At 71.4% G+C, this 13,170-nt stretch carries 10 protein-coding genes; 6 read left to right on the forward strand and 4 right to left on the reverse strand.

Going from position 1 to position 13,170, the window contains the following annotated elements:
• Nucleotides 1-8 precede the first annotated feature (8 nt).
• The 5 genes from ACPPVO_RS31835 (at nt 9) to ACPPVO_RS31855 (ending at nt 7,442) form a co-directional block, all read left to right on the forward strand.
• Nucleotides 9-1,346, forward strand: a complete 1,338-nt coding sequence (locus ACPPVO_RS31835) for a condensation domain-containing protein (RefSeq protein WP_426502233.1) — start codon at nt 9-11, stop codon at nt 1,344-1,346.
• Nucleotides 1,347-1,533: 187 nt separating this feature from the next.
• Nucleotides 1,534-3,666, forward strand: a complete 2,133-nt coding sequence (locus tag ACPPVO_RS31840; protein ID WP_426502234.1) for a peroxidase family protein — start codon at nt 1,534-1,536, stop codon at nt 3,664-3,666.
• A 52-nt stretch (nt 3,667-3,718) separates the two neighbouring features.
• Nucleotides 3,719-4,870: an abortive infection protein gene (locus ACPPVO_RS31845; RefSeq protein WP_426502235.1), complete on the forward strand. Its 1,152-nt coding sequence runs from the start codon at nt 3,719-3,721 to the stop codon at nt 4,868-4,870.
• Between the two features lie 167 nt (nt 4,871-5,037).
• Nucleotides 5,038-6,288 carry a cytochrome P450 gene (locus tag ACPPVO_RS31850; RefSeq protein WP_426502236.1) on the forward strand — a complete coding sequence of 417 codons (1,251 nt, stop codon included), beginning with the start codon at nt 5,038-5,040 and terminating at the stop codon, nt 6,286-6,288.
• A 26-nt stretch (nt 6,289-6,314) separates the two neighbouring features.
• Nucleotides 6,315-7,442, forward strand: a complete 1,128-nt coding sequence (locus tag ACPPVO_RS31855) for a cobalamin-independent methionine synthase II family protein (protein ID WP_426502237.1) — start codon at nt 6,315-6,317, stop codon at nt 7,440-7,442.
• A gap of 62 nt (nt 7,443-7,504) precedes the next feature.
• Here ACPPVO_RS31855 and ACPPVO_RS31860 read toward each other — a convergent pair whose 3' ends face one another.
• Nucleotides 7,505-8,512 (reverse strand): RNA polymerase subunit sigma-70, encoded by a 1,008-nt coding sequence (locus tag ACPPVO_RS31860; protein WP_426502238.1) that lies wholly within the window; start codon nt 8,510-8,512, stop codon nt 7,505-7,507.
• Between the two features lie 290 nt (nt 8,513-8,802).
• On the opposite strand from ACPPVO_RS31860, the gene ACPPVO_RS31865 reads away from it, so the two are divergent.
• The gene (locus tag ACPPVO_RS31865) at nt 8,803-10,098 is read left to right on the forward strand and encodes an acyltransferase family protein (protein ID WP_426502239.1); all 1,296 of its coding nucleotides are present in this window, start codon (nt 8,803-8,805) and stop codon (nt 10,096-10,098) included.
• A gap of 58 nt (nt 10,099-10,156) precedes the next feature.
• Here ACPPVO_RS31865 and ACPPVO_RS31870 read toward each other — a convergent pair whose 3' ends face one another.
• The 3 genes from ACPPVO_RS31870 to ACPPVO_RS31880 all read right to left on the reverse strand — a co-directional run bounded on the left by ACPPVO_RS31870 (nt 10,157) and on the right by ACPPVO_RS31880 (nt 13,165).
• Complete coding sequence (locus ACPPVO_RS31870) at nt 10,157-10,744, reverse strand: dihydrofolate reductase family protein (RefSeq protein ID WP_426502240.1); 588 nt, start codon at nt 10,742-10,744, stop codon at nt 10,157-10,159.
• 93 nt (nt 10,745-10,837) lie between these two features.
• The gene (locus tag ACPPVO_RS31875) at nt 10,838-12,463 is read right to left on the reverse strand and encodes an MFS transporter (RefSeq protein ID WP_426502241.1); all 1,626 of its coding nucleotides are present in this window, start codon (nt 12,461-12,463) and stop codon (nt 10,838-10,840) included.
• A 75-nt stretch (nt 12,464-12,538) separates the two neighbouring features.
• Nucleotides 12,539-13,165 carry a dTDP-4-dehydrorhamnose 3,5-epimerase family protein gene (locus tag ACPPVO_RS31880; RefSeq protein WP_426502242.1) on the reverse strand — a complete coding sequence of 209 codons (627 nt, stop codon included), beginning with the start codon at nt 13,163-13,165 and terminating at the stop codon, nt 12,539-12,541.
• Nucleotides 13,166-13,170 lie beyond the last annotated feature (5 nt).

The following is a 13,170-nucleotide window of genomic DNA, read 5'->3' on the forward strand; positions in this document are numbered from 1 at the left end:
AGGCGGCGATGACGACGAGCGAACGCGCGCCCCTGTCACTGCAGCTGGAGTTCCTGCGGATGATGGACGGCGGCGGCGCGGCCGGCCCGTTCGGCCCGCGCTACACCATCGTGGCCGGCTGGCGGGTCATCGGCGGGCTCAACTCGGCGGTGCTGAAGGAGTCCCTGGACTACGTGGTCGCCCGGCACGAGGCCCTGCGCACGCAGGTTGTGTTCGCCGACGGCGAGGCCTACCAGCGCATCGCCCCGCCGGACGCGGCCCGGCTGAGCACCCGCAAGCTCCCCGAGACCGCGCCGGAGCACCGGGAGCGGGTGGTCGAGGAGTTCCTCAACGAGGTGGAGGCCGAGGTCTCGATCACCACCGAGACGCCGCGGATGCGGGCCGTCCTGGGCCGCTTCGACGACCACGACGGGGTCCTCGCGATCGTCGCGCACCACAGCCTCGTCGACGGCTGGTCGATGCAGGTGCTGATGCGCGACCTCACCGCCTGCTACGCCGCCCGCCGGGCCGGCGGGTCGCCGCAGCTGCCCCCGGTGCGGCAGTACCGCGACTACGTGGCCTGGCAGCAGGAGCGGGCCGGCAGCGCGGCGGTGCGCAAGGCCCAGGAGTTCTGGCGCCGGCACCTCGACGGCGCCCGCGTGCTGCCGGTCCCGAACGACCGGCCGCGCACCCCGGACCCGTACACCACCGGCTGGCACCGCTTCATGCTGGAGGACGGGTTCCGCACGGCCACCCTGGCGGCGGCCCGGCAGTACCGCAGCTCGCCGTTCATGGTGCTGATGGCGGCGTTCATGGTCATGCTGCGCGACCGCACCGGCGTGACGGACCTCGTGGTACCGACGCTCACCACCGGCCGCGACCCGTCCTGGACCCTCGACGTGATCGGCACGTTCTACAACTTCATGCCGCTGCGCGCCGACCTGTCCGGCTGCCGGGACTTCGCCGACGTGGTGGCCACGGTGCGCGCGTCGTGCCTGGCCACGTACCCCAACGAGCTGCCGTTCCTGCAGGTCGTGACGGAGGCGCCGGAGCTGATGTCGGCGGTGATGGACCCCGGCGCGGCCGCGGTCGCGTTCCAGGTCATCCAGCATGGCGTGGCCCTGGACGGGCAGACCGTCGACGGCCTGCGGTTCGACGCGATCCGCCGGCGGGTGGTGTCGACGCCGGTCGGCTCGCAGATCCCCGACGGCATCCTGGCCGAGCTGGACCTGCACCCCGACGGCGGGATGTTCGGCAAGGTGGCGTACACGCGGCACATGTACGACGAGGAGACGGTGACCGGCATGGTGGCCGATCTGCGCCGCACGCTGCTGGACACCGTCGTCGGGCGGTCCGTCGCCGCCTGAGGGCGCGTGCGCGACCGTCCCCGGGCCGGCCCGGCCCCGTCCGGGCCGGCTCGGCCCCGTCCGCCCGGCCCGGGCCGCGGGCCGCCGTCAACAGCGCACGCTGCGAGACGACACGCCCGATCCCGGCCGTGAGACTGGGGCCAATCCACGGGGAAACGCTTCGTGCCCGAAGGAAAGCGAGCCAGCGATGCCCGATATGCACGACGACGACGTACCCGCCGGCGGCGCGGTACCCGCGCACACGGTCACCCGCCGCGACTTCGGCAAGGGCGCCCTCGGGGTCGCCGCCGTGGTCGGCGGCCTCGGCACCGGCGCGGCGGCCGACGCCGCCGCCGGCGAGCCCGCGGCCGCCGCCCCCGCCGCGGCGGCGGCCGGGCGGCGCCGCGTCCTCAACGTCTGGGAGGTCCGCAGCCTCGACGGCAGCGGCAACAACCTCGCGCACCCGGAGTGGGGCGTCGCGGAGAGCATCTACCCGCGGGTGGCCCCGGCCGCGTACGTCGACGGCATCGCCCAGATGCCGCCCGGCAAGAACACCCGGTGGATCAGCAACCGCCTCTTCGACGACGTCGACGTCACCCTGTACTCGGCGCGCAATGTCAGCGCCTGGGGCTTCGTCTGGGGCCAGTTCGTGGACCACACGATCGCGCTGCGCCGCGGCCGGCGGCAGACGGGTGAGGACGGCGACGTCGCCAACATCCCGACCACCGACCCGGACCCGCTCGAGCGGTACCGCAACGATCTCGACTTCGTGTTCATGAACCGGTCGATCCCGGCCCCGGGCACTGGCGAGACGGGCCCGCGCGAGCAGATCAACATGGCCAGCTCCTACCTCGACGCCGTGCCGCTGTACGGCTCCGACGAGGCCCGCCTGAACTGGCTGCGGGAGGGCCCGGCCGACGGCGACTCCGCCCACTCCGGCGGCCGGCTGCTCATGAAGGACGGCTACCTGCCCCGCCGCAACGCCCGCGGCGACGCCGCGAGCGCGCCCAACATGGTGATCGGCGCGATGCCCGACCCGGGCGAGGCGGTCGCGGCCGGCGACCAGCGGGCCAACGAGAACCCGATGCTGCTGTCGGCCCAGACCCTCTTCGCCCGCGAGCACAACCGGATCGTGAACCAGCTGCCGCGCGGGATGGCCGAGGAGGACAAGTTCCAGATCGCGCGGGCCGTGGTCATCGCCGAGACGCAGTACATCACCTACAACGAGTGGCTGCCGGCGCTCGGCGTGCAGCTGCCCCGCTACACCGGCTACCGGCCCGGGGTGAACACGTCGGTCACCAACGAGTTCGCGACCATCGGCTACCGGGCCCACTCGATGATCAACCCGGCCCTGGAGGTGCGCACCGAGGCCCGCCGCTACGACGCCGGGACGGTGCAGTGGCTGCGCTCGCTGGGCATCCAGGTCAAGTACCGCGGCGACCGGGTCGACCTCGTCATCCCGCACGGCTACCTGACGTTCTTCCAGCCCACCCTGATCGAGCGGCTGGAGCTCGGCCCGGCCCTGCAGGGCATCGGGCTGACCCCGATGAGCAACAACGACGAGCTCATCACCAACCGGATCCGCAGCCTGGTCGCCCCCGTCACCGACACCCTGCAGGCCGTCAACGACCTCGCCGCGGTCGACATCGAGCGCGGCCGCGACCACGGGTTCCCGAAGTACAACGACATCCGCCGCGCCTTCGGGCTGGCCCCGAAGACGTCGTTCAAGGACATCACCGGCGAGGACACCGAGGAGTTCCCGGCCGACCCGCTGCTGCCCCCGGGGCACGAGATCGACAGCCCGCACTGCCTGGACTTCGTCGCGCTGTACGACCGGCACGGCCGCAAGACCACCGCCGAGGCGAACAACGCCGTGCGCGGCAAGCGCCGCACGACCCTCGCGGCCCGGCTCAAGGCGGTCTACGGCACCGTCGACGCGGTCGACGCGTTCGCCGGCATGGTCTGCGAGCGCCACCGGCCCGACTCGGAGTTCGGCGAGCTGCAGTGGACGATCTGGCGCGCGCAGTTCACCGCGCTGCGCGACGGCGACCGGTTCTTCTACGAGATCAACCCGCTGCTGCGGTTCGTCCGCAATGCGTTCGGCATCGACTACCGCACCACCCTCGGCGACGTCATCGCCCGCAACACCGACATCCCGCGGCACTCGCTGGCCCCCCAGGTCTTCTTCGCCAGCATGGCCACGGCCGCCGAGGCCGACGGCGTCGCCTGGCACGGCGAGGGCGAGGAGCCGGTGGCCGCGCCCGTGGTCGGGGCCTACTTCGCCGCCGGCGCGACCGCCACGGACCGGCAGCCCTGGTACTGCGGCCGCGCGGAGATCTAGGGGCTGTTCAGCGCGCCCTACAGCCCAACCCCTCGTGCAGAAGGGAACCACCATGGCACATCCACCCGCGGATCAGACCCGCCCGGACGGCACCCGCGGCATCGTCCTGCGCAGCGTCCAGTTCGACACCGGCTCGACGTTCGCGACCGGGCAGGGCGAGACCTCCCGCAACGTGTGGGACACCGACCTGATGAACGCGGAGCTGGACCTGGTGGTCGAGCTCAACGCCAACTCGGTCAACCTGTACGGCAGCGACCTGGGCCGGCTGTCGGCCGCCGCCGAGTCCGCCGTCGAGCGCGGGCTGCACGTGCGGCTCGACCCGCGGCTGCCGGACCGCTCCCAGGAGCAGGTCGTCGACTTCGTCGCCGAGCTGGCCGGCCTCGCGGAGTCGCTGCGCAAGCAGGGCGCCCCGATCGACTTCACGGTCGGGGCCACGCACACGATCTTCACCCCCGGCATCTTCCCCGGCGAGCCCTACCTGGAGCGGCTCGCGAACATCTACTTCGACGGCGACCAGCGCTTCGGCGTGCGGGAGCCCAAGACGGCCGACCAGTGGCTCACCGAGAACGTCACGGGGATGCTCACCGAGTCGGCGCCGAAGCTCAACGCCTACCTGGACCGGCTCGTCCGGGTCACGCGGGGCATCTACCACGGCCGGCTCAGCTACACCGCCGCGCCCTGGGAGCAGGTCGACTGGACCCCGTTCGACGCCGTCAGCGTGGTGCACTACCTGTTCCCGGCGCACATGACGGTCGAGCAGCACCTCAGCGAGCTGGGCCGGTACACCCGGCACGGCAAGCCGGTGTTCGTCTCCGGCTTCGGCACCGCCAGCTACCAGGGTGCCGAGGAGAAGGGCTTCTTCAACTGGGACATCGTCGACCGCAGCACGCCGAACCTGACCATCCTCGACGGGCACGAGCGCGACGAGGGCGCCCAGGCGGAGTACTACGGCAAGATGCTCGAGATCTTCGACCGGGCCGGCGTCTACGGCGTCGCGCCCGCCGACCTGGTCCACCCGACCCACCCGCACCACGAGACCGACGTGCGGCACGACCTCGACATGGCCAGCATGTGCATCGTCCGGTCGGTCCGCACGGACTTCGCCGACCCGAACTCGCAATACCGGCGCACGCCCAAGAAGTCGTTCCACGCCGTCGCCGCGTACTACGCGCGGGTGCGTGACCGGGCCGCCGTTCCCGCCTGACCGCCGAAATGCCGCAGCGCACCGCGGAGACGATTCGCGGTGCGCTGCGGCGCGCCCGGGGGAATGCCCGGTCAGGGCGGCCGGACGGCATTCTCGGAGATGCCCGCCCAATAGGCGCCGACCACCATTGACGAAGACGAGCCGCCGCCTTTTTCCGCATTCAGAGGATGGCCATGACCGCGCTGAACGATTCGGTGGAAACGCAGCAGCACGAGGTGCTGGACTACCCGCTGCAGCGGGAATGCCCGTACAAGCCCGGCGCGGGCACGGCGAAGTTCCGCGCCCCCGGCCCGATCACGAAGGTGCGGCTGTACGACGGCAAGGTCACCTGGTTCGTGACCGGCCCCGCGGAGGTCCGGGCGCTGCTCGCCGACCCGCGGATGTCGAGCCTGTCGACGTTCGAGGACTACCCGGTGATCGACGAGTCGCTGCTGCACATGCGGGCCACCCGGGAGATGGCGCGCGAGGTCGAGGGCGGCTTCCCCGAGGTGCTGTTCGGCGTCGACCCGCCGGCGCACACCCGGCAGCGCAAGATGCTGCTGCCGAGCTTCACCAACCGCCAGATCGCCAAGTTCCGCCCGACGATCCAGCGCATCGTGGACCAGCGCCTCGACGCGCTCATGGCGGCGGGGCCGGGCGCGGACTTCATGGCGCACTTCGCCGTGCCGGTGCCGATGATGGTGGTCTGCATGTTCCTCGGCGTGCCGTACGAGGAGCGCGACTACTTCCAGGGCCCGATGCGCGACATCCTCGACCCGGAGAAGGCCGACGAGGCGCTGGAGGAGTTCACCGCGTACCTCGACCAGCTGATCCGGGCCAAGGAGGTCGAGCCCGGCGTCGGCCTGCTCGACGATCTGATCGTCAAGTTCGTGCGCACCGGCGAGCTCAACCGCGACGAGCTGGCCGCGTTCGCCCTCGCCATCCTCATGGCCGGCAGCATGACCACGATCAGCGCGATCGCCCTGGGCACCCTCGCGATGCTGGACCCCCCGGACCAGTACGAGGCGCTGCGGGCGAACCCGGACCTGGCGCCCGGCGCGATCGAGGAGATCCTGCGGTACATCAACCTCGTCGAGCAGCTGGCCCGGGTGGCGATCGAGGACGTCGAGATCGCCGGGCACACCATCAAGGCCGGCGACGGCATCCTGCTGAGCATGGCCGCGGCCAACCTCGACCCGACGGTCACCACGCACCCGGACGAGTTCGACATCACGCGGCCGCCGACGAATCCGCTCGCCTTCAGCTACGGCCTGCACCACTGCCTGGGCCACAACCTGGCCCGGCTCGAGCTCGACATCGTGTTCCGGACCCTCGTGCGGCGCCTGCCGAACCTGCGCCCGGCCGTCCCGGTGGCCGAGATCCCGTGGAAGTACGACTTCATCGTCTCCCGCCTGCAGTCGTTCCCCGTGACCTGGTAGGCGACCGGAAGCGAAAGGACTACGACATGACGACGCAATTCCGAGCCGAGCACGTCGGCAGCCTGCTCCGCCCGCAGGCGCTGCTCGACGCCCGGGCCGCGCACGCCAAGGGCGACGTGAGCGACGAACGCCTGCGCGAGCTGGAGGACGAGGCCGCGCTGGCCGCGATCGCCCTGCAGCGCGACGCCGGCGTCGAGGTGTTCACCGAGGGCGAGGTGCGCCGCGGCACCTTCATGGCCGGGCTGATGGAGTCCCTCGGCGGCCTGGTGCCGGTCGAGGAGACCGGCGGCCTGGTCTCGTGGCACCGGGCCGGCATGGCCGACCCGACCCCCGAGGAGCTGGCCTTCGAGGGCGCGGCCGCGGGCGGCAAGCTGTACCAGAAGAAGGCGATGACCAGCACCGAGGCCGCGTTCCTGGCCAAGCACGCGCCGGGTCAGTACAAGATCACCATGATGGCCGCCTCGATGGGCACCTCGCTGTGGCAGCCGGGCATCTCCGACGGCGTCTACCCGTCGCCGGAGCAGCTGCTCGAGGACGTGGTCCGCCTGCAGATCGAGGAGATCCACACCCTGTTCGACCAGGGCGTGTCCTGGATCCAGCTCGACTCGCTCAGCTACATGTGGATCATCGACACGGAACTGCGGGACAAGTTCACCGCGATGACCGGCCTGACCGCCGAACAGATGCTGGACATGACCGTCTCGATGGACCGGGCCGTGGTCGAGGCCGCGAAGGCCAAGAACCCGGACGCGACGATCGCGATGCATTTCTGCCGCGGCAACAACCGCAGCGCCTGGATGGGCGAGGGCAGCTACGAGCCGGTCGCCGAGCGGCTGTTCGGCGAGGTCGGCGTGGACCGGTTCCTGCTGGAGTACGACTCGGAGCGCGCCGGCGGCTTCGAGCCGCTGCGCCACATGCCCGCCGGCCGGACCGTCATGCTGGGCCTGGTCTCCACCAAGACGCCGCAGCTGGAGTCGCCCGACGACCTGCGCCGGCGCATCGACGCGGCGGCCGAGTACGTGCCGCTGGAAAACCTGGGCATCACCACCCAGTGCGGCTTCGCCTCGACCGCGAGCGGCAACCTGCTCACGCTCGACGAGCAGCGGCGCAAGCTGGAGCTGGTCGTGCAGACCGCGCAGAAGGTCTGGGGCTGAAACCGCACATCGTGCCCCGCCGCCCGTCCGGGTGGCGGGGCCGGCGCGTGCGCACCGTCCGGTCAGACTGTCGCGGGCAGGCCGAACGCCGGGAACAGGGCCGGCACGAACGAGGTGATCTCGGCGATCCGGCCGTCGACGACGCGCAGCACGTCGAGCACCTGCGGGCGGAACTCGGTGTCGCCCGGCCGCCGCACGTAGTGCGCGATCGCCGGCTGCCGGTTGGCCCGGGTCGCCACGCTGCGCCACTGCCCGAAGTACTCCGGCGAGGCCGGGTCCAGCAACGGCAGCAGGCTGGCGATGTACGGCTCCCGGCCGACGTAGTAGTACGGGTGCGGGGGCATGGTGACCCGCACGTCCTCGTGCAGCAGCTCGGCCATCGCCGGGCCGATGTCGGCGTGGTCGAGCACCGCCATGTACCGCTGCAGCAGCGCCCGCTCGGCCCGGGTCGGGTCGTCGGCCGCCCCCCACTCCAGGCGGCGCGGCGGCAGGTGCTCCTTGAGGGTCGCCCGGCCGCGCTGGAGCGCGCTGTTGGCCGCGGCCACGCTCAGCTCGAGCAGGCCCGCGGTGTCGGCGGCGGGCCAGCCCAGCACGTCGCGGAGGATGACCACGGCCCGCTGCCGGGGCGGCAGGTGCTGGATCGCGACCATGAACGCGAGCTCGATCGTCTCCTTCGCCACGACCGCGGCGTCGGGCTCGGCGTCGGCCGGCGCGGCCAGGTCGAGCAGCCTGTCGGGGTAGGGCTGCAGCCACGGCAGGTCGTACGGCGACGCGCCCGCGCCGTCGGCCTGTGGCGCGCGCGGGCGCGGCTGGCGCGGGTGCCGCTCCAGGAAGTCGAGACCGGCGTTTGTCGCGATGCGGTAGAGCCAGGCGCGCAGCGACGAGCGGCCCTGGAACGTCTCCCGGCCGCGCCAGGCGCGCAGGAACGTCTCCTGGACCAGGTCCTCGGCGTCCTCGAACGAGCCGACCATCCGGTAGCAGTGCACCTGCAGCTCGCCGCGGTGGCGTCCGACCAGTTCGGCGAAGCTCGCCTCGTCGAGGGTCCGCACCGTCTCGACCTCGAGGCTCATTGATCGGTCTCCGTCACTCGCTGCACCGGTCCTGGACGATCGGCTCGACGCTACCACGCGTGTACGCAGCGCGTTGGCGTCACACGCGGCGTCACCCGGCGGGTGGCCGGCCGCGCGGCTGCGCACGTCAAGAGATGTCACATCAATTGACCGGTGTGAAGATGCCTGATGACGGCGTCGCACCGGGTCAACGACATGAATTCGCAGCCGCTGGGAAAGATTGGTGAACGATGCGTGGTCGACCGGCGCGGATGCGCCCCAACGTAGACCTGCTCCCCTCATTGACCGGAATGCGATGGGTAGCCGCGTTCCTGGTCTTCGGAAACCATTTCCTGTTCATGCAGTTCGCCACCCCGATCGGGTCGGAGATGCCGCAGGGCTCCGATCTGGTGTTCGCGATTCTGTTCGGCGACAGCGGCCAGGCGGTGCTGAGCTTCTTCTTCGTGCTCAGCGGTTTCGTGCTGACCTGGTCGACGCCGCTGGACATGCGGGCGACGGAGTTCTGGCAGCGGCGGATGGCCAAGATCTACCCGATCACGGTGGTCACCGCGGTGATCGCGTTCTTCCTCTTCGGCCTGGTGCACGGCAAGTGGACCGACTGGAAGGTCGTCGTCACCAACCTGCTGCTGGTGCAGTCGTGGAGCCCGGACCAGGCGCACTCCCTCGGCCTCAACCCGGTGCTGTGGTCGCTGAGCTGTGAGATGTTCTTCTACCTGTTCCTGCCGCCGATGCTGATCCTGTTCGCCCAGGCGAGCAAGCGGGCCCTGTGGACGACCGCGATCGGCGCCGTCGCGTTCACCGCGATCGTGCCCCGGCTGATCGGCGGCACCTTCGACCTGCACCAGCCGGCCCCGCCGATGCTGGCGCCGGTGGAGAACTTCCACACCCAGTTCAGCTACTGGGTCACGATGACGTTCCCGGTGACGCGCTTCGCCGAGTTCGTGCTGGGCGCCGCCGTCGCGATGCTGATGCTGCGGGGCGTCCGCAGCCGGATCAACGTGCCGACCGCGCTCGTGCTGTGCGTGCTCGCGTTCGCCGTCAACATGTTCGTGCCGGCGTACTGGCGCATCGCCGCGGTCGTGATGGTGCCGTTCGCGATCCTCATCGCGGCCCTGGCCAGTGCCGACCTGACCGGCCGGTGGAGCCCGACCCGGTCCCGGCTGATGGTGTGGCTGGGCAACCTGACGTTCTGCTTCTACGCGGTCCACGTGCTCTTCGTCCTGTTCACCATCGACGCCAAGTCGATCATGTCGGGCGGGGAGAACCGCGACTTCCCGCGGCAGTGGATGGCCACGATCGGCCTCATCGACAACCCGCGCACGCCGCTGCCGGTGTGGGGCAACCTGCTGATGTTCCTGCTGTACCTGACCGTGGCGATGTTCGCGGCCTGGGTGCTCTACCGCACGGTCGAGCTGCCGGCGACCCGCGGCCTGCGGCGCTTCATCAAGACCCCGCGGCGCACCGTGGTCCCGGCGGAGGCCCCGGTGTCCCCGGCCCCGGCCGGTGCGGCCGCGGTGTCCTCGGCCGAGCAGGACGCGCCGGTGAGCCCGGCGCCGGCCGGCGAGCTCGACCCGTCACGCCGCTGACGCCCGCCCACGACGGTGCCCCCGGAGCAGGTCTCCGGGGGCACCGGTCTGCGTGGGTTCAGCGTTTCACGCGGTACTGCATGTGCGTCACCGACCGCCCCTCGATCACGACGGGGTCCTCCAGCCGGTACGGCGCGCCCGCCAGGTCGTCGAAGAAGCGGATGCCCTCGCCGAACAGCACCGGCACCAGGTTGATCCGCAACAGGTCCAGCAGGCCCTCGTCGAGGCACTGCTGGGCCACGTTGGGCCCGGCGACGCCGACCCAGCGGTCGCCGGCGACCGCCGAGGCCTGGGCCACGGCGGCGGCGATGCCGTCGGTGACGAAGGTGAAGCCGTCCCGCCGCCAGTCCGCCGGCGCCTCGTGCGTCACCACGAACACCGGCACGTCCCAGGGGTGGGTGCCGCCCCAGCCGTCGGTGTAGTCGAACAGCCGCCGGCCGGTGACGATGGCGCCCGCGTTGTCCATCGACTCGCGCAGCCACTCGGCGCTGGCCTTCGACGTGTGGAAGGTCCATCGCTGCGGAAACCTCGACGGCACCGCGACGTCGCCGTTGAAGTACCAGTCGAACAGCGATCCCACCGAGTCGTCCGGATCGGCGATGAAGCCGTCCAGGGACATCGACATGTCGGCTACTACTGTGGCCATTGATGTTCTCCGTTCTCTTTCGGTGATGGTGGTACGACACAGACCTGGCCGCCCCCGGGGGTGGAGCGGCCAGGTCTGCGTTGCGGTGAGAGGTCAGTCGATGGCGGCCGAGGCCGGGGCGTCGTGCCCGGAAGGCTGCTTGCCGATGTTCGCCTTGGCCTCGGCGGCGGCCTTCGCCTCCTTCTCCTGCGCCCCGAAGGGCCTGATGTGCCGCAGGGTCACCAGCGGCAGCAGCGCCAGCGCCAGGAAGGCGATCGCGCCCACCACGGCGGCGGCGTTCATGCCGTTGTCGAAGGCGGAGCGGGCCGACTGCACGAGGGCCCCGGCCACGTCGGCCGGCTGGTTCTGGGCCACCGTCAGGGCGCCGGCGACGGTCTCCGACGCGACGTCGCCCTCCGGGGTCCCGGCGAGCGGCGCCGGCACGCTGATCTCGCCCCGGTAGACGGCGGCGCCGATGCTGCCCAGCAGCGCGATGCCCAGCGACAGGCCGAGCTCGCCCGCGGTCGACTGCAGCGCGGAGGCCGAGCCGGCCTTCTCCGGCGGCGAGGACGGCACGACGATCTGGCTGACCATCGGGCCCACCGGAGCCCCGCCGACGTAGACGATGACGGCGCCGATGATGAGCGTCGACAGGCCCGAGGCGGGCCCGATCTGGGTGAGCACCACCATGCCGATGGCGGCGATGACCGCGCCGACGCTGAGGATGTAGGCCGGCTTCACCACCTCCTGGGCCAGGCCCATGCTGATGAAGATGCCGAGCACCAGCGCGAGCGTCGGCACGAGCAGCCACAGGCCGGCGCTGAGCGGGCTCAGCCCGCGCACCAGCTGCAGGTGCTGGGTGATGAAGAAGCTCGCGCCGCCCTGGATGATCGCGGAGAGCAGGCCCAGCGCCAGTGCCCCGCTGACCGCGCGGATCGCGAACAGGCGCAGGTCCAGCAGCGGGCTGGCGAGGCTGCGCTGGCGCATCGCGAACAGCAGGCCGAACACGATGCCGGCGACGGAGACGAGCACCGGCGTGAGGTGCCAGCCGGTGCGGGCGACCTCCTTGAGCCCGTAGATGAACGGCAGGATCGCCGCGAGCGACAGCAGCACGCTGAGCGGGTCGATGCGGCCGGTGTCGGGGGCCTTCAGGTTGGGCAGCAGCGCCGGGCCCGCGATCAGCAGCAGCGCCATGACGGGCACCGCGATGAGGAAGACCGAGCCCCACCAGAACCAGTGCAGCAGCACGCCGCCGACGACCGGCCCGATGGCCGCGCCGCCGGTCAGGGCGGTCGCCCAGGCGGCGACCGCGACGCCGAGCTGCTTCGGGTTCTTGAACATGCCGTTGATCATCGCGAGCGTGCTCGGGAAGATCGTCGCGCCGGCGATGCCCATCAGCGCCCGGACCACGATCAGCATCTCGGCGCTGTTGGCGTAGGCCGCGACGACCGACAGCACGGCGAACGCGGAGGCGCCGACGAGCAGCACCAGGCGCCGGCCGACGCGGTCGCCGAGCGTGCCCATCGTGACCAGGAAGCCCGCGATGAGGAAGCCGTAGACGTCGCTGATCCACAGCTGCTGGGTGGCGTTGGCGCCGAGATCAACCGTGATCTTGGGCAGGGCCAGGAACAGCACGGTCAGGTCGATCATCGCCAGCATCGACGGCACGATCAGCACCGCCAGCCCCAGCCATTCGCGCCGGCCCGCCCGCACGCCCGGCTCGACAGCTTCAGTTTCCATGACCCTCTCCTCGTATTCGTACCACGTTCCGGCTGCATGTCTTGAGACGGCCGTTCGCCGGAAAACTCATCGGCGCTACGCGGGCACCGCGACGTCGAGCGGGGGCATCAGGGCCGCCTCGATCCGCCGGCACTCCTCGTAGCGCGGCAGCAGGCCCTGCGCGCGCGCCTCGGCCAGGGTGATGGCGACCCGGTCGCGGTCGGACAGCAGCCGCTCGACGTCGTCGGGGATCGGCAGCCCCAGCGCGGGGTCCAGCGCCCGCAGGGCCAGCTCCTGCTCGGCCACGTAGGAGCCCGAGAGCATGTAGGACATCACCGTGTCGTCGGCGAGGGCGACGAACGCGTGGCCGACGCCGACGGGGAAGTACATGCAGCGGAAGTCGGCCTGGTCCAGCAGCACCGCGTCCACCGCGCCGTAGGTGGGCGAGCCCACCCGGATGTCCACCACGATGTCCAGCGCGGCGCCGCGGGCGCAGTAGACGTACTTGGCGGTGCCCGGCGGGGTGGTCGTGTAGTGCACGCCGCGCACCACGCCGCGGGACGAGCGGCTGTGGTTGGTCTGGGCGACCGGGAACAGCCGCCGCCCGGCGGCCGCCGCGAACGCCTCCTCCTGGAAGGGCGAGACGAACAGGCCGCGGGCGTCCTGGAACACCCGCGGGGTGAACTCCAGTGCCCCTTCTACGGCCAGCTTGCGAACCTTCACGTGGA

Origin of the sequence: Dactylosporangium sp. McL0621 (assembly GCF_049995355.1) — a bacterium.
Taxonomy (GTDB): Bacteria; Actinomycetota; Actinomycetes; order Mycobacteriales; family Micromonosporaceae; genus Dactylosporangium.